Origin of the sequence: Cytobacillus praedii, from assembly GCF_001439605.1 — a bacterium.
Classification (GTDB): Bacteria; Bacillota; Bacilli; order Bacillales; family Cytobacillaceae; genus Cytobacillus; species Cytobacillus praedii.
The window spans coordinates 90,677-106,872 of record NZ_LMBX01000004.1; the positions used below are offsets into that span (position 1 = coordinate 90,677).

Consider the following 16,196-nt stretch of genomic DNA (forward strand, 5'->3'; position numbering starts at 1 on the left):
ATGCGGGCATCATAGCTGTACTTTGATTACCGTGAAATACTATTTTTCACTTTTGTGGGCATCATAGCTGCGCTTTGATTACCGTGAAATGGTGTTTTTCACTTATGCGGGCATCATAGCTGCGCTTTGGTTACCGTGAAATGGTGTTTTTCACTTATGCGGGCATCATAGTTGGTTTATGATTACCGTGAAATGGTGTTTTTCACTTTTGTGGGCATCATAGCTGTGCTTTGATTACCGTGAAATGCAGTTTTTCACTTATGCGGGCATCATAGCTGTGCTTTGATTACCGTGAAATGCTGTTTCTCTCTTTTGTAGGAATCATTGCATGGATTTAATGACCGTGATACACAATTATCTGTATTTTTATTTTAAAAAAAGGTTACTTTAGAATGTCTGTTAGTCCATTATCTGTAATTCGAGCTTTTAGAGCTGACCGCTATTCAAATAAAGAGTGCAATTGTGGAATATACGTCTATTCTTATTCAACTAACACAAGCAGTGGAAGCCCCACTCGATTGTGAAGGGCTTTTATCTTAGAGGAGATAAATCTTTGGCCACAAAAATAATGAGAGTTATATTGGTTATTTTAACAAGCTTGATATTGATTGGCATCTTATTTTATGGAGTTTTATACGTAATATCCTACGGAATATCCTACTTTATAATGATTGATACACAGGGCGAGTATAGAAAATACGATACAGGAGTGACAATAGAGGTTAAGAATTCAAGCCAACAGGATATCTCAAATCTTACATTTTCATTTGGTCATTTACTAGACATTAATTTCCAAGAGATAGGTGAAATCAAACAATTAAAACCAGGACAGAGTTCTAAATTAATAAGTAAAAGTATGGATCTATCTAGTTCAGACTTAAGCATGTATATGCAATATTATCTTAAAGATGGAGAAACAAAAATAGAAAATAGCATTTTTTACTTAGATACTATAAATCCCAAAAAAATAGTTGCTTTGATAGATATTGCTAAAGTAGATGATGAAGGCAATTTGCTCCTTAACGTTGAAGGGTATAATGGCTTTACTCAAATCACTGGTGAAATCGATCCAGATAGAGATAATTAATGCTTAATGGAATAACTAAGCCCTTAACAAAAACGAAGAGGGCTTTTTAATTTTGCTTGGTTTTGCGGGCCAGATTTTTTAGTAAAGATTAGTAAGAGAAATGGAGATTGTGAAGATATATACTTAAGCTAACGGCAGGTTAACACATTAAGACTTAGTTTATTAAAGGTTTGGTAATACAAAAAAGACATTCCAGAAAAGAAGAATGTCTTTTACTAATTCCTTACATTTAACGTTTAACATGTAGTTTTTCTTTTTCAAAAACATCCTTAACTACATCTTCAATGGTTACATTTTCGAGAACCTTCTCCAATGCACCTTGAGCACTGAAAAAAAGTGGTTCAATTGTATTTTGAATATTCCTTCCGACGGTACAATCAGGATTTGGATTTTCATGAATGCTAAACAGTTCGTTGTCCTTGACAACATTAACGGCTTTATAAACATCAAGCAATGTAATATCCGATAAATCCTTTGCTAGTTCTGCTCCTGCAATACCAGGTTGTACTTTTATTAGTCCTGCTTTTTTTAGCATCCCCATAATTTTTCTGATCACGGCTGGGTTCGTGTTAACACTTCCAGCTAAATATTCAGATGAACTTACTCCATCTTTATTTATTTCGATAAGAGTTAATATATGAATTCCAACGGAAAATCTGCTGCTGATGGACATCTTCATTCACCATCCTTCCTTACTTTTTTACGAGAAAATAAATTAATTCGTTCATCATGTAATTCATTCGATTACAAGTATATTATAACTTAAAAGATTATTCATAATGAAAAATGTTTTTTTATTTTGTTGACATTCAATCAACTTGTAACTACAATGATTACAGGTAATTGAATTAATTACAACTAATTTTATCAATGCAGGAGGGCTATAAAATGGAAATTGGAATTATTGGTGCAAGTGGGAAAGTAGGTAGTCTTATTTTGCAAGAAGCAGTTGGTCGGGGACATCAAGTTACAGCTATCGTGAGGGATAAGTCAAAACTCAAAGATACGAATGTTGCGGTGATCGAAAAAAATATATTAGATCTTACACAAGAGGACGTTAAGCAGTTTGAGGTAGTTGTAAATGCTTTCGGTGCTCCACTTGGTGTAGAGCAAGCACATGTCGATGCTGGTCATGCTTTAATTGAGGCTTTAAAAGGAACTAATACAAGAGGAATCATTGTCGGTGGTGCAGGAAGTCTTTATGTAGATGAAAATAAAACTGTTCAGTTAATTGATACACCTGAATTTCCGGATTTTGTTAAACCAACTGCAAAAGGTCAAGGACGGAATTTACAAGAATTACAGACAACAACTGATATTACATGGACATTTATCAGTCCTTCTGCCGTATTTGATGTGGAAGGAAAAAGAACTGGATCTTATAAGTCAGGAAAAGATCATCTTCTTGTAAATTCAAAAGGTGAAAGCTATATCAGTTATGCGGATTACGCCATTGCAGTTTTAGATGAAATTGAAAATCCACAGCACTTAAACGAACGCTTTACAGTTGTTGGCGAAACAGAGTAAAAAGTGTTGACAGATCTTGAAGGAGATTTTTTATTATGAATCCAAAAGAACTTTCTCTTATCTATGTGTGGGATGCATACTGTGGCTGGTGTTACGGGTTCTCAAAGAGCATTCTAGTCTTTCATGAGAATCACCCTGAACTGCCTATGACTATTTTGTCTGGAGGTCTATTTATAGGGCATAAAAAGCTACCAATAGCTTCTTACCCGCACATTCCAGAAGTAAATAAAAGAATCAGCCAGCTAACTGGAGCAGAGTTTGGCACCCCTTACCAAACGTTATTGGAAGAAGGTACTTATACTATGGACTCCGAGGCGGCGGCAAAAGGCTTTTCTGCATTGCGTTTCTTCGCACCAGAACGTGCCTATTATTTAGCCTCGTCCATGCAACATGCATTTTATTACAAAGGTAAGAGTCTCAGTGACCCAGCAACTTACCAAGAAATTGCTGCTGCTAATAATATTGATCCTGAGGCAGTTTTGGCACGATTTGAGGACAAGGTTTCCACCGAAGATGCCCACGCAGACTTTGCGAAGGTTCAGCAGCTTGGTATTCAAAGCTACCAAACATTGCTTCTGCAGAAAGGTGACGAATTTATCGTGCTTGGTGGAGGCATTATGACTCCTGAGAAGATTGAGGGGCGTTTGTCAAGTATCATTTCATAACGATTTCTTAAACAACATAATTGATTTTAACTTAAACCGACCGTATTCTATTAGAAAGGTCGGTTTTTAATATAAGAATTATACAATGCCAATTAGACTCAACAAAGAAGTATTTCTATACTATTACATCATTCATCCCAAGTTGAATGTTAGGGAATATTGCACTTAGACGAACAGGTGCTAGAATTCAATAAGTGCCAGCCATCTTCAGCAGCCACTGATTTACAACATTCGGAAGCAATTCCGTATTGAAAAAATTGAGTTGAACACCTTGATCTGACATAATTTGTATTACACAATCGTACAGTATTGTATAAGAAAGTAGTTGACTCTAGTTAGAAATTGTTGGAAATTGCAGCAAAAATTTAGGGTAGAAAAGGATGAACTTAATGGAAAAAGCAGTGGATATGGCCTCCTGAGATAAAAGTAATTTATATTAGGAGGCGTAAATATGAAGTTCAATATTATTAATCGTGACAACTGGTATCGAAAAGAATACTTTGAATACTATTTACAGCAACAAACAACATTTAGTATAACAAATGACCTTAATATAACTAATCTTATGGAGAACCTAAAGAGAAAGAATTATAAGTTATACCCAGCGTTTATTTTTATGGTAACAAAAATAGTTAATTCCCACCGAGAATTTAGAACGAGTTTCAATTCAGAAGTTAGTTTAGGTTATTGGAAAGAGATGGGTCCTTCCTATACAATATTTGATAAGAATACGCACACATTTTCTAGCATCTGGTCACCAAATATAGTTGATTTTACAGAATTTCATTCTCAATATGAAAAGGATATAGGGAAATATAATGGGACGGGTCGTTTATTTCCCAAAACACCTATACCAGACAATAATATTCCGATATCTATGATTCCTTGGAGCTCATTTACAGCATTTAATTTAAATATTAATAATAATGGAGATTATCTATTACCAATAATTACTGGTGGGAAGTATTTACAAAAATATAATGAAATATGGTTGGCTGTCTCATTACAAATTCATCATGCTGTTTGTGATGGTTACCACGCAAGTATTTTTATGAATGAATTGCAAAAGTTTGCTGATGAGAATGAAAACTGGGTTTAACTGGTCATTTTGCCGAATATTAAGGGGAACTGCATGAAGCAGTTCCTTTTTTATATTTACTGTAGGATTTAGTGTCTATTTTGCTATTCCATTAAAGGGCGAAATCTTAGAACCAGTTAGTGGAGCCATATTTGAAAATGAAAAATTCACCGTGCAATCCCAACTTTTTATCAAGTTTATTCATTGGAACAGTAATTACTATGATCAACAAGATATTTTAGATTATTCAAAATTAGTTGTTTTTTCTATTGACTAACCGTTCATTCAATAATAAAATAAAATTGGAAATTTGGTGAAAATGGAGGGATTGCATTGGATTTACATTATGAAATTACTGGCAATGGTCATCCTGTTGTTCTTATCCATAGCGGCGGGACTGATTTGAGGCTATGGACATGTTTAGTGCCTCTTTTATCTAAAAATTACAAAGTGATTGCTTTTGATGGCCGTGGTGCTGGGAAATCACCATCCCCTTTAAAACATGTAAACTATGTTGAAGATGTACGGGCACTAATGGATTACCTAGAACTTAATCAGGCAACAATTATCGGCCATTCCATGGGAGGACAGATTGCAACCGATTTCGCTCTGACTTACCCTGAAAGAGTATCAAAACTTGTATTAATTGCTCCTTCCTTGACTGGTTTTCCGTATTCAAAAGAGTTTGAACAATATCATAGTAAAGTATCCGAGGTTGTCCCAGATATAGATAAGATGGTAGAAGTTGCCCTTCATTCACCAACATATCAAGTCGTTATCGATAGTCCTCACAAGGATCTAATTGTTCAAATGCTCACCCATCATTTTGGGCGCATGCTTAATTGGCCCGCTGATTTCTGCATGACATGGCCTCAGCCGAAAGCATATGAAAAATTAGGAGAATTGAATCCTGAAACATTATTTATGATCGGCAAAAAAGACTTGGCAGATAATCTTCGGGTTGCCGATTGTTTCCGTAAGATTTCAACTGTACATTTCGTTGAAATAGAGGATGCCGATCATCTGCTGCCGCTTACTCATTCCAAAGATTTATACCAAGAAATCAATGCATTTATGGAGGTTTGAATATTCATGCCACGTACACCCGAAGAGAATGACCGTATTCGCCAAGCATCCAAAGAAAAAATTCGCGCTGCAGCTATCGAGTTATTTATGAAACAGGGATATTACGCTACTTCTATAAGCGCTATAGCCAAACATGCGGGCATTTCGAAAGGATTACTCTATAGCTATTACAAAGGAAAAGAAGAGCTGCTTTCTGAAATGGTCGAGGCAAGGAGAAGTGAAGTGGTTGAGGTAATGGAAAAAGCAGCCGAATTGGAGAAACCAGGTGAGCAGATTAAATATATTGTCAATGGTGCCATTGATACGATCCACAAAAATCCGGAAATCCATCGGTTCTATCTGCACCTGCAAACACTGCCAGAGGCTGATGAAGAGTTGATTAAATACAGTCATCTCCTTATCGGGGAAAATGCGAGACAGTTCGAGCTGCAATGTGAAATTTTTGAAAAAATGGGGGAAAAGGAGCCGAGGCAAAGATCATTGTATTTTTCATCTGTGCTGCAAGGGATTATGTTGATGATCTCTACCTATCCACAGAAGTTTCCAGCAGAAGAACTAAAGCAGCAGATAATAAGGGAGTTTTGCATCTAGTCTATCGTTTAAATGGGACTGATCTTACTAAAGTTTAACGAAGGATCTTCAACTATCGGGAGCTATCCTGGAACAATGTATAGCGATCAATCTTCATTTTAGACGACGTCATTTATTTTAGATGAGAGGAGGTTGTAAGTTGATGGGAGATCCGAAAAACATAAAATTTCCCGAGGAAGCGATTCAAGCATTAAAAATGATAGAGGAGCTGCTTGGCAGAACAGTAGTTGGCATCTATCTATTTGGTTCTGCCGTAATTGGCGGCTTGCGCATGAACAGTGATGTAGATGTTCTAGTTGTTGTCAATCAAAGTTTAACTAAAGAAACTCGAAGAAAACTGACAGATAGGCTGATGCTTATATCTGGAAAGATAGGAAATACAGCGTCTGTTCGACCACTTGAAGTCACAATTATCAATCAGAGAGAGGTTGTCCCGTGGAAATATCCGCCCAAAAATGAATTTATCTATGGTGAATGGCTGAGGGATGAGTTTGAGAAAGGGCAAATCCAGGAACCAGCATATGACCCTGATTTGGCTATTGTTTTAGCAAAAGTAAGAAAGCATAGTGTTTCCCTTTTTGGTCCACAGGCTTTAGATATACTTGACCCCGTGCCGATGGCAGATATTCGGCAAGCAATTAAGGAGTCTTTGCCTGGGTTAATAGAGGGTACGAAGGGTGACGAACGAAACGTGATTTTAACTCTTGCCCGAATGTGGCTAACAGTGGCTGTTGGTGAAATCTCTCCTAAAGATGTGGCTGCAGAATGGGCTATCCCTCTGCTGCCTCCTGAACATGCGGCTTTACTTGATTTAGCCAGAAAAGCTTATCGAGGAGAATATGCTGATAAGTGGGAAGGAAAGGAGTCCGAAGTGAAAGCACTAGTCAATCATATGAAAAATTCTATAGAGTCTTATCTTCCTATCTAAGCATTAATTTTTTATTTATGATGGAGACGATAGTTTGACTAAAGAGGATTAATTATACATATATAGAATAAAGCGCTTTCCTGTTACCAAAGGTAAGCGCTTATTTTCCATTTAAGGGCCACCGGATAATCGAACCATATTGCCACTCAAAATGTGCAATCGTTCTTTTGATTATTCTTGTTCGAATTTTTCAATCAAATCGCCTATATAGAATACTGCCACTTTAAAAGCATTTATCCTTCTTGTAATGTAGGTCCGCTGCCCACTGCCTGCTTTTGATTTCTCAAGAAATGAAGGAAGTGTCAACAGCAAGCCCTCTAACTCCTTTTTTGCGTTAATCAAATCTGTTTTGCTGACATCCAATTTCTGACCTTCCCAACGTGCAAGAAGTGTATCTACACCAATCTGAGCTGCCTTTATTCGCTTCTCAAGCAACCTCGTCTGTGGCGCACCGGTTTTCATATGGGTAAGCGCCTTTTCCGATTTACGAATAATCGACTTAAACGCTTCAACCGACTGCAGCTTTTCTTCTACTGTTAAATTCTCCATAATCCATTTGCCTCTCTTCTCCATAAATGAACGATAATGAATGTGAAAAAATTCTACTAAGCATGCACTTTATTGTATAAAGCATTTTTGTTATATGTATTTCAATGTTTTTTCACACTCAGACGCTATCCTTGACGTTATATACATAAAAAATTAATTGAAGGCATCCGATGCCGTGTCATCCGCTTACCTCACATGGGTTATATTTATTATCTCCCACAGCCACTTAAATTGCCACGTTTCTCTACTGCAAAAATGTATGCTGGTTCAGGTTTCCACTTTATCAAAATGCCTTATATTTCGAATAAGATATTTAGCTATCGGGCCATATTCTTGAACACTATTCAATAAGTTTATTGATATACATGCTAAAATTGAGATTGTAAAGGTTTCTACTTATACTAGATGTAAGTAGTTTAGTTAATAGGCATTGTCATGTTTGGTTTGCTTAACGTATGAAATAGGAAACTTTATCAAAAGGTTGATGCAAAAAATAAAATAGATGAGGAGGATTAAAATATGATAAGTGATACAGATTTGAAGCACTTGCGACGTTGTGTTGAATTAGCAAAAATTGCTCTGGAGAAAGGTGACGAGCCATTCGGTTCAGTACTTGTTTCAGCCGATGGAAAAGTGCTTTTTGAAGATCATAACCACGTGGCGGACGGAGACCATACCCAACACCCAGAATTTGCTATAGCGCGATGGGCAGCTACTAACATGGTACCTGAAGAAAGAAGCAAGGCAACAGTATATACCTCTGGGGAACATTGCCCTATGTGTGCTGCGGCTCACGGTTGGGCTGGTTTAGGCCGAATCGTTTATGCAAGTTCATCTGAACAGTTGGGACAATGGTTAACTGAATTAGGTGCTGCTCCATCGCGTGTTCGGAATTTACCCATTCAAGATGTAATTATTGATAGCACCGTAGAGGGACCTGTTCCTGAACTAGTGGAGGAAGTACATCAACTCCATCGTCAGTTTTACGCAAAGAGAGGTTAAGCTTAACACGAGCTTGACAGGTAGAGCTGTCATAAGGTTATCCATATAATAATAAAAGCCTATAATACTAGATACATTAATATCTATCGTTAATAAAATATTAAAAAAACAGCATTGATCGGTAAAATCCAATGCTGTTTTTTTGCCTCTTACATTCCCTCGGTGGATCTCTGCCCTACATCATTTTTTCGTGAATGATTGTCCATTCCACACGCAATCTGTTTGCATAAAATAATGATATGCCAATAGATTGTGAAGGAGGTGATTTCTTGGCAGAAAAAAAAGGAACGAACTTCTCTTCTCATAACCATTCTCACTGTTTTGAACCATTTATTAGTCCCAACCCAATCACTTCATTTAATCCTGTTCAACGTTATCCTAAAATAAACAAAACAGCATTTATAAGTCAATTTTCCAGTGTTATAGGTGATGTTACCATTAAAAACAATGTTTATGTAGCTCCTAATGTAAGTATTCGTGCGGATGAAGGAACCCCTTTCTATATAGGTTCAGATACAAATATCCAGGATGGAGTTATTTTACATGGTTTATTAAATAAAAGGATTTCAGTTGGAGGAAAAGGGTATTCTATATTCATTGGAAATCAAGTATCCATCGCTCATGGGGCCCTTGTCCATGGTCCTTGTTATGTTGGAGACAAAGTATTTGTTGGTTTTAACGCCATTGTTTATAATGCCATTGTCGGGAAAGGCTCATATATTTCTTATAATGCAGTCGTAACAAATGGTGTTCGAATTCCACCAAATAGGTTTGTCCCGCCTGGAGCTAATATTGATTCTCAAGAGAAAGCTAACGCACTTTCTCGAGTACCAGAGGATAGTAAGGAGTTTGCACGTGAAGTTCAACGTGTCAATCAGGAATTCCCCGCATCTTATCATTTGTTATTTGGGAAAAATCGCTGCTCCTGTGGAATGGCCTATGACTAACAATTAAATGTGGAAGGTATACTCGTACGAGCTTTTTCCGTACTGGACTCTTAATAGAAATTCGAAGCTGTCATTCAGGCAGCTTTTTTATTTTAATGAGGATGTATCGTAAAAAAATGTACTTAAAGTAACGGAGGCGTTAGCACAAAAAGAAATCATTTTAGTAGTGATTATCTTTTATTAATCTTCTACAATCCGTCGCTTTTCCTGTATTAAAGATTAGCGCTTAATTTCCTTTTAGTATCACATTTTGGACTAACATATTACGGAAAAATTAAATGATTAAGTAATAGGTATTAAGTAAAAAAGTGCGGTAGTTGAAGAAAAGTGTATTGACGAAATATTAAGAATTTGTTACCTTGGATTAAATGAAATGATATAAACACAGTGATTAGGAGTATTAAGGAAAGTTTATTGTTCAGAGAGCTGCTAGTATGCTGAAAGGCAGTCAATAAAGTTCCCCAACTCGCCTATGAGTGGTTAGACTGATAGTAGGTCTAAACGGAGGATTTCCGTTATAACGTATTGAGGTGGTTTGTTATTCTTGTTTTTTACAAGCCAAAGAAGAGTTGGTACCACGTTAGGTCAAGCCTATCGTCTCTTTAGAGATGATAGGCTTTTTATATTTAAATACGTTTTGGGGGGAAATTGAATGGTAATTAGAGAGATTAAAACGGATGATGCTTATACCTTTACTGAACTTATGAAGCAAGTTGAAAACGAAGCAGAATATATGCTTATGGAGCCTGGAGAAAGAAAGGGAACTCCTGAACAAATAAAGAAATGGGTAGAACAAATAGGGAAAAAGAAAAACTCAGCCATATTTGTTGCTGAAGACGAAGATAAACTATTAGTCGGTTATTTAGCTGTAATTGGTGGAGATACAATCAGAACAAAACACACAGCTTATGTAATTATAGGCATTTTGGAAGAATACACCGGACGAGGAATAGGAACAAAGCTATTTCAAAGCTTAGATAGATGGGCTATAACGAATAATATTTTACGTATAGAACTTACGGTAGTTATTGAAAATTTTGCAGGTATTGCACTATATAAGAAAATGGGTTTTGAAGTAGAAGGAGTAAAGAGAAATTCAATTATAGTAAATGGGAAAATTTTAGATCAATATTATATGTCCAAGCTATATTAAATCGTTATTCAACTAAATGGTGCGATTCATCAATAACGAAGGCTGTTTTTTTCTTCAAGTAACAACGCAGTTTAGTAAAAAGCACCGACTAAATGATAGTCGGTGTTTTTTTTACCATTTACTCAAGCACCGATCGGTACTTATCTGCAAGGGTCTGAAATTTATCCATAAAAAGAGCTGCATGGTAACCATCACAGACAGAATGATGAACCTGTAAAGATAAAGGTAAATAAATATCACTGTTTTGATTGATGAATCCACCTGCAGTAACTATTGGTAATAAGTAATTTGGGTTATTATTCAAGTTTAAGTTAAAACCAGTAAAGGGAGTCCATGGAATCATAGAAATATTAACGGCATTTTCAGGGATGGGTGTTTTAGGAAACATTTTTCCTGTACCATTGTATAGTTCAGCATCGGAAACGTAGTTGTCATAAAACTTTTTAAAATCTTCATCTATATTAGTAGAAATAGCTGAAAACAACTCTGATTTCTTATCAAAGATCGTATACATAGGAATTAGCTTATCCCAGTATCCAAACTCTCCCTCTGAATTAAAGTTCATTCTAAAACTTTTATGTGAATTTACTACATACGTAACTAAAAAGATGAATACAGGATAGAATTTATATCCTTTGTCTTTTGTCACTTTATATAGTTCAGTAATATCAATGTTTCTGGTGATGCTAAAGCTCGTTTGCTGGTTCAAGAAATGATTAAAAATTTCTTTTCTTTCCCAATTATTTAAATCAATTTTAATAAATTCCATCTTCTCAACGCCTCCTAAAATTTAAAAACTAAAAAATTTTAGAAGGCTGCTTTGTCAGTTTTTTTCATGAGCATCATTCCTTTACTTAGATAAATCAAGTATAACAAATTATTTAGTCGCTTAATAATTAAACTAACCTGTGTTTTTATATAATATGGCTTTCGGCGTGTTGTTCCACAAACTGGCGATTTTTCTGCAAAGGCAACCGTCTATCCTCATGAAAAAATTGAACACTTATGTAATGAAAGGATCGTGTTTATGAAGAAATGCACTTAAACTATCGAAGCATTTGGTAAAATTTTGCTTGAATGATCTTGCTCCTCCTTGAAAACCATTTCCCCTTCAGCTGCAATCATATCAGCCACGATCAGATCTTCGTGTGCTAGAGTCCCCTTTTGCGGCGGACAAGATCAAAAGCCAAGGAGAGGAGATCGCCAATAATTATAAGTATGCAAATAATGTGACCGAACCGATTGGGGGGAGTTAAATAGTTACTTGAACCTTATCATTTTGATACTTGAGAGAATTAAGCGCTCATCCACGAACTATTCTCCCGTTTGGCACTAGAAAGGTGTTTTTTCTTGTTTCGCTCTCAAGGCATGCTAGTTGAAGATAGATTTTTGTGAACAGGAGCGACTCATAAAGGAAACATAAGATTATGTTATAATTTCTAATTTAGGAATGCCTTTAAATTATACATATTGGAGGAACTAAAATGAGTGGAATGGCAAGAACTCCTCAACCGCCATACTATGCGGTGATATTTGCTTCACAACGTACTGAAGGTGACAATGGTTATGGGAAAATGTCTGAAAAAATGGTAGAGTTAGCGTCTCAGCAGAAAGGTTTCTTAGGGGTAGAAAGTGCCCGTGATGAGGGATTGGGAATTACAGTTTCATACTGGGAATCTTTAGATGCGATAAGGAAATGGAAGGAACATTCAGCACATCAAGTTGCACAAGATAGAGGGAAAAATGAATGGTACAAAAACTTCGCAATCAGGGTTTGTAAAGTAGAAAGAGATAACTTTTTTGAAATGTGATATTTCGACCTCTATCTGAGTTTATTTAACAAGATACCAAATATGTTTAATCTATAAATCAATAATTACACTGAATATATGTAAAGGATATGAGATTTTAACAATCAAATCTTTTCATAATTAATATTGATTATGCTGACTCATATAAAGGGTGCTTTAGTGAAAAAACGTTCTTCAACATTAATTGAATCAATCTAACCGTTGCTAGAGGAAACGGTTAGATTGACGAGAGAAAGTTTATTCATTTGTATTTCTTTAAAACAATAGCTGCATTATGACCTCCGAAGCCAAATGAGTTAGATAGACCTGTATTTATTTTCACTTGGCGAGCAACAGAGGATACATAATCTAGATCACATAATGGATCAGGATTTTCTAGGTTAATGGTTGGAGGAATGATCCCGTTCTTTAAGCTCATTGCTAAGGCAATTGCTTCAACTCCACCAGCTGCCCCTAACATATGTCCAAGCATAGATTTATTAGCTGTTACTGGAATCTGATAAGCTTGTTTTCCAAACAACTGCTTAATGGCCATTGTTTCAGAGATGTCTCCCACTTTTGTACTTGTTGCATGGGCACTAATCACATCAATTTCATCAGGTAATAGATTGGCATTTTTTAAAGCGGATCTCATTGCCAGATAAGCCCCTTTACCTTCCGGATGTGTAGCTACGATATGATGTGCGTCTGAACTTGCACCATATCCAATGATTTCTGCATAAATCTTTGCCTCTCTGTGTAAAGCATGGGATAACGATTCTAAGATAAGAATTCCAGCTCCTTCTGACATGACAAATCCATCTCGGCTTTCATCAAATGGACGACTAGCTTTAGTGGGATCATCGTTTCTTGTTGATAAAGCTGTGGCATTACCAAAGCTTGCTACTGATAAGTCTGTGATAGCTGCCTCTGTTCCTCCAGCGAACATAACGTCAACTTCTCCGGAACGAATGAGTCTAAATGCTTCTCCAATTGAAGTATTTCCAATTGCGCAAGCAGAAACAGGCGACATAGAGGGTCCCATGGCATTCCATTTGATACTAATCTGTGCAGCCGCAGCATTAGATATCATAGCAGGTACTAGGCTTGGGCTGACTCTTCTTGGACCTTTCTGTCTAAGCGCATCAATATTTTCAATTAAGGTTTCAATTCCACCTATACCGGAACCTACATATACGCCTAACCTTTCAGCGTCTATATGATTAGAGTCTAATTTAGAATCTGCCCAAGCTTGTTCAGCTGCAGCTAATGCAAACTGAGAAAAACGATCTAACCGTCTAGCTTCACTCTTTCCTAGAATTCCTTCTGCATCAAAATCTTGAATGATCCCTGCAATTTTTGTCTTATGATTCGTAACATCAAATGTATCAATAGTGGATATTCCAGATACCCCGTTAATCAGATTGTTCCAAAATGTTTGGATGCTGTTTCCTAAAGGAGACATAACCCCCATACCGGTAATCACAACTCTTTCCAATTCCAATCCCTCCCATATCAATTATTATCTTGTATTTTACCTTTCTTTTATCCTATTACAAGGGAGAGTTTATCCTGGTATAATTACTACTAGGATAAATTGATAAGATGAGGAGTTTTAAAATGAATGAAAATACGAGGCTGGAAGCTTTGTCGACATTCTTGAAAAATAAACGTGCCCAAATTAAGCCAGAGTCTATTGGTTTGCCTGCTGGCATACGGAGAAGGACACCAGGGTTACGCAGAGAAGAGGTTGCACAATTAGCAGGTGTAAGTACCACTTGGTATACATGGCTAGAGCAAGGAAGAGATATCAAGGTTTCTTCAATTGTACTAGATTGTATTTCTACAGCTTTACAATTAAATAATGATGAAAGAGATTACTTATATAACCTGGCATTAGAAGCAAAATCAGAATTAACCCATCCGAAAAAAGAGCAATCAGAACTTAGCCCTTCCTTAAAGCGAATTCTAACTGAATTAACCTATTGTCCGACTATCATTACAGATCGGCATTGTCAAATTGTGGGCTGGAATCCTGCTGCTGCTCATGTATTTCTAGATTTTGAACAAATACCAAATGATCAACGAAATTTGATTCGTTTAGTGTTCTCTAGAAAAGAATTTAAAGCATTGGCCGTTAATTGGGAGCATTTTGCGAAAGGGTTTCTTGCTATTTTTCGTACCTATTATGGACACTATTTAGGCGATGAATGGTATAGCCAATTTATTAAAGAAATGAGTCATTCACATTCAGAATTCCAGGATTTATGGCAAGAAAGTCAAGTAAGTAAAGCTCCAGAAATGATCATTGAATTTAGACATGCCAAAGCAGGCAAAATGTTGTTTAATTTAACTTCTCTTCAAGTTCAAGGGGATATGGATTTACGGTTCAGTATCTATACACCAGTAGAGGAAACGGATACAGAAAATAAATTAAAGAGATTAATGAAGAGGGTTTCAGCTGAAAATGAATGAAGTATATTTTTGAAATAATCATCATCATGAAAGAATATAATTATCTTTCATGATAATGTAATGAAGATGTGGTTCATTGGGGTTAGCTGTTTTTGCATACTTCTGAAGCCTTTGCTGATAAGAAGGAGTCCTATTCATTCATCTATTGACCTCCAAACTTTATTTCAAAACAGATAAAAATCTTCGTACATGTAATCGAATAAGGAGGAAATACTATGAAAAAAAGGGAATGAAGGTTGTATCATGCAAAAGATTAAACCAATAAATTTACATACAGATAAAACAAACACTACAGAAAAACTAACATCGTCAGAATTGGGGAAACTTTGGGCTACCTATATGGGAAACAGTATGGGGAAATGCATATTGAGTTATTATCTGCACCATGTTGAAGATGAGGATATTAAAGCTTTATTGGAAAATGCCTTATTGCTAAGCGAAGAATTTTTGAAAATAATTACTGATATTTTCACGAAAGAGAACGTCCCTATTCCTCATGGTTTTACTGATGCTGATGTAAATATTCAAGCACCTCGTTTATTTCAAGATGAATTTTATGTCCATTATTTAAAATATACGGCAAAAGCTGGAATGAGCATTTACAACGTTGCTTTTCCACTAGTATATAGGAAAGATGTAGAAGAATTTTTCAGATACTGTATGGATTCAACTATGGATTTAATGGGTCAAATTAAAGAAATATTAATGTATAAAGGGCTGATCATAAAGCCTCCATTAATACCAATTCCTGAAAAAGTGACATTTGTTCATAAGGATTTTTTAAATGGATTTTTTGGGGATGTACGACCAATGCACGCGTTAGAAATTACTCATTTTTACGATATCATTGAAAATAATACAACGAGCAAGGCACTAATCACTGCATTTGCTCAAGTAGTAAGGGATGAAGAGATTCGAAAGTTATTTGAAAGAGGAAAAGACATTACCAAAAAAAATATTGAAAAAGATGTGAAAATGTTAGAGAACGAAAATTTGCCAGCCCCATCTTCTCTTAATGACTTAGTAACATCATCTACTTTTTCTCCGTTTTCAGATAAGTTAATGCTCTTTCATAAGATGGATATGTTTACAATTAAGTTAAGATCTTTTGGAAATGCGGCAGCAGTCAATGGAAGACATGATATAGCACTAAAGCATAGTAATGCGTTATTGAAAAATGCAAATTTTGTTCAAGATGCAGCAAAAATTATGATTGAGAGAGGCTGGTTTGAACACCCGCCAAGTGCGGAAGAAAGGCATAATTAGCCATACTCATCCTTTATACAGAATGGTTAAACCAGTAACGAAATTTCAACTT

At 36.0% G+C, this 16,196-nt stretch carries 17 protein-coding genes and 1 other annotated feature; of the genes, 13 read left to right on the top strand and 4 right to left on the bottom strand.

Annotated features, from left to right (window positions below):
- The first annotated feature begins 553 nt into the window (after window positions 1-553).
- Window positions 554-1,087 carry a hypothetical protein gene (locus ASU02_RS05890; RefSeq protein ID WP_057761940.1) on the top strand — a complete coding sequence of 178 codons (534 nt, stop codon included), beginning with the start codon at window positions 554-556 and terminating at the stop codon, window positions 1,085-1,087.
- A 229-nt stretch (window positions 1,088-1,316) separates the two neighbouring features.
- Here ASU02_RS05890 and ASU02_RS05895 read toward each other — a convergent pair whose 3' ends face one another.
- Window positions 1,317-1,760 (bottom strand): Rrf2 family transcriptional regulator, encoded by a 444-nt coding sequence (locus tag ASU02_RS05895; RefSeq protein ID WP_057762311.1) that lies wholly within the window; start codon window positions 1,758-1,760, stop codon window positions 1,317-1,319.
- Window positions 1,761-1,975: 215 nt separating this feature from the next.
- Between ASU02_RS05895 and ASU02_RS05900 the strand changes: the two genes are divergently transcribed.
- The 6 genes from ASU02_RS05900 to ant(9) all read left to right on the top strand — a co-directional run bounded on the left by ASU02_RS05900 (window position 1,976) and on the right by ant(9) (window position 6,962).
- A complete protein-coding gene (locus tag ASU02_RS05900) occupies window positions 1,976-2,614 on the top strand; it encodes an NAD(P)-dependent oxidoreductase (protein WP_057761942.1) in 639 nt (212 codons plus the stop codon).
- 35 nt (window positions 2,615-2,649) lie between these two features.
- Window positions 2,650-3,279, top strand: a complete 630-nt coding sequence (locus ASU02_RS05905; protein WP_057761944.1) for a DsbA family protein — start codon at window positions 2,650-2,652, stop codon at window positions 3,277-3,279.
- A 451-nt stretch (window positions 3,280-3,730) separates the two neighbouring features.
- Window positions 3,731-4,378, top strand: a complete 648-nt coding sequence (gene catA / locus ASU02_RS05910; RefSeq protein ID WP_057761946.1) for a type A chloramphenicol O-acetyltransferase — start codon at window positions 3,731-3,733, stop codon at window positions 4,376-4,378.
- A 312-nt stretch (window positions 4,379-4,690) separates the two neighbouring features.
- Entirely contained in the window at window positions 4,691-5,443 is a 753-nt protein-coding gene (locus ASU02_RS05915; RefSeq protein ID WP_057761949.1) for an alpha/beta fold hydrolase, read from the top strand.
- Window positions 5,444-5,449: 6 nt separating this feature from the next.
- On the top strand, window positions 5,450-6,034 hold the full coding sequence (locus ASU02_RS05920; RefSeq protein WP_057761951.1) for a TetR/AcrR family transcriptional regulator: 585 nt from the start codon (window positions 5,450-5,452) through the stop codon (window positions 6,032-6,034).
- Between the two features lie 142 nt (window positions 6,035-6,176).
- Window positions 6,177-6,962 carry an aminoglycoside nucleotidyltransferase ANT(9) gene (gene ant(9), locus ASU02_RS05925; protein WP_057761953.1) on the top strand — a complete coding sequence of 262 codons (786 nt, stop codon included), beginning with the start codon at window positions 6,177-6,179 and terminating at the stop codon, window positions 6,960-6,962.
- 171 nt (window positions 6,963-7,133) lie between these two features.
- On the opposite strand, the gene ASU02_RS05930 is transcribed toward ant(9), so the two are convergent.
- Window positions 7,134-7,511: a hypothetical protein gene (locus ASU02_RS05930; protein WP_057761955.1), complete on the bottom strand. Its 378-nt coding sequence runs from the start codon at window positions 7,509-7,511 to the stop codon at window positions 7,134-7,136.
- A 519-nt stretch (window positions 7,512-8,030) separates the two neighbouring features.
- On the opposite strand from ASU02_RS05930, the gene ASU02_RS05935 reads away from it, so the two are divergent.
- From ASU02_RS05935 to ASU02_RS05945, 3 genes are all read left to right on the top strand, one after another.
- Window positions 8,031-8,513 (top strand): nucleoside deaminase, encoded by a 483-nt coding sequence (locus ASU02_RS05935; RefSeq protein ID WP_057761957.1) that lies wholly within the window; start codon window positions 8,031-8,033, stop codon window positions 8,511-8,513.
- A gap of 269 nt (window positions 8,514-8,782) precedes the next feature.
- The gene (locus ASU02_RS05940; protein WP_232426171.1) at window positions 8,783-9,460 is read left to right on the top strand and encodes an LbetaH domain-containing protein; all 678 of its coding nucleotides are present in this window, start codon (window positions 8,783-8,785) and stop codon (window positions 9,458-9,460) included.
- 378 nt (window positions 9,461-9,838) lie between these two features.
- Window positions 9,839-10,065: a binding site (T-box leader), on the top strand.
- A gap of 47 nt (window positions 10,066-10,112) precedes the next feature.
- The gene (locus ASU02_RS05945; protein WP_057761961.1) at window positions 10,113-10,613 is read left to right on the top strand and encodes a GNAT family N-acetyltransferase; all 501 of its coding nucleotides are present in this window, start codon (window positions 10,113-10,115) and stop codon (window positions 10,611-10,613) included.
- A 118-nt stretch (window positions 10,614-10,731) separates the two neighbouring features.
- Here ASU02_RS05945 and catA (ASU02_RS05950) read toward each other — a convergent pair whose 3' ends face one another.
- Window positions 10,732-11,382 (bottom strand): type A chloramphenicol O-acetyltransferase, encoded by a 651-nt coding sequence (gene catA / locus ASU02_RS05950; RefSeq protein ID WP_057761962.1) that lies wholly within the window; start codon window positions 11,380-11,382, stop codon window positions 10,732-10,734.
- A 715-nt stretch (window positions 11,383-12,097) separates the two neighbouring features.
- Here catA (ASU02_RS05950) and ASU02_RS05955 point away from each other — a divergent pair.
- Complete coding sequence (locus tag ASU02_RS05955) at window positions 12,098-12,424, top strand: antibiotic biosynthesis monooxygenase family protein (RefSeq protein ID WP_057761964.1); 327 nt, start codon at window positions 12,098-12,100, stop codon at window positions 12,422-12,424.
- 241 nt (window positions 12,425-12,665) lie between these two features.
- Here the strand turns inward: ASU02_RS05955 and fabF are convergent, their stop codons facing one another.
- Window positions 12,666-13,901 carry a beta-ketoacyl-ACP synthase II gene (fabF, locus tag ASU02_RS05960; RefSeq protein WP_057761966.1) on the bottom strand — a complete coding sequence of 412 codons (1,236 nt, stop codon included), beginning with the start codon at window positions 13,899-13,901 and terminating at the stop codon, window positions 12,666-12,668.
- Between the two features lie 122 nt (window positions 13,902-14,023).
- Between fabF and ASU02_RS05965 the strand changes: the two genes are divergently transcribed.
- Together ASU02_RS05965 and ASU02_RS05970 are read left to right on the top strand one after the other, a co-directional pair.
- On the top strand, window positions 14,024-14,878 hold the full coding sequence (locus ASU02_RS05965) for a helix-turn-helix transcriptional regulator (RefSeq protein WP_057761968.1): 855 nt from the start codon (window positions 14,024-14,026) through the stop codon (window positions 14,876-14,878).
- 243 nt (window positions 14,879-15,121) lie between these two features.
- Complete coding sequence (locus ASU02_RS05970; RefSeq protein ID WP_057761970.1) at window positions 15,122-16,144, top strand: DUF3231 family protein; 1,023 nt, start codon at window positions 15,122-15,124, stop codon at window positions 16,142-16,144.
- Window positions 16,145-16,196: the final 52 nt, after the last annotated feature.

Excerpts from the sequence above, each read along its gene's own strand:
- ASU02_RS05895 (WP_057762311.1), bottom strand. The coding sequence starts at position 1,760 with ATGTCCATCAGCAGCAGATTTTCCGTTGGAATTCATATATTAACTCTT.
- ASU02_RS05900 (WP_057761942.1), top strand. The coding sequence starts at position 1,976 with ATGGAAATTGGAATTATTGGTGCAAGTGGGAAAGTAGGTAGTCTTATT.
- ASU02_RS05905 (WP_057761944.1), top strand. The coding sequence starts at position 2,650 with ATGAATCCAAAAGAACTTTCTCTTATCTATGTGTGGGATGCATACTGT.
- catA (WP_057761946.1), top strand. The coding sequence starts at position 3,731 with ATGAAGTTCAATATTATTAATCGTGACAACTGGTATCGAAAAGAATAC.
- ASU02_RS05920 (WP_057761951.1), top strand. The coding sequence starts at position 5,450 with ATGCCACGTACACCCGAAGAGAATGACCGTATTCGCCAAGCATCCAAA.
- ASU02_RS05930 (WP_057761955.1), bottom strand. The coding sequence starts at position 7,511 with ATGGAGAATTTAACAGTAGAAGAAAAGCTGCAGTCGGTTGAAGCGTTT.
- ASU02_RS05935 (WP_057761957.1), top strand. The coding sequence starts at position 8,031 with ATGATAAGTGATACAGATTTGAAGCACTTGCGACGTTGTGTTGAATTA.
- ASU02_RS05945 (WP_057761961.1), top strand. The coding sequence starts at position 10,113 with ATGGTAATTAGAGAGATTAAAACGGATGATGCTTATACCTTTACTGAA.
- catA (WP_057761962.1), bottom strand. The coding sequence starts at position 11,382 with ATGGAATTTATTAAAATTGATTTAAATAATTGGGAAAGAAAAGAAATT.
- ASU02_RS05955 (WP_057761964.1), top strand. The coding sequence starts at position 12,098 with ATGAGTGGAATGGCAAGAACTCCTCAACCGCCATACTATGCGGTGATA.
- ASU02_RS05965 (WP_057761968.1), top strand. The coding sequence starts at position 14,024 with ATGAATGAAAATACGAGGCTGGAAGCTTTGTCGACATTCTTGAAAAAT.
- ASU02_RS05970 (WP_057761970.1), top strand. The coding sequence starts at position 15,122 with ATGCAAAAGATTAAACCAATAAATTTACATACAGATAAAACAAACACT.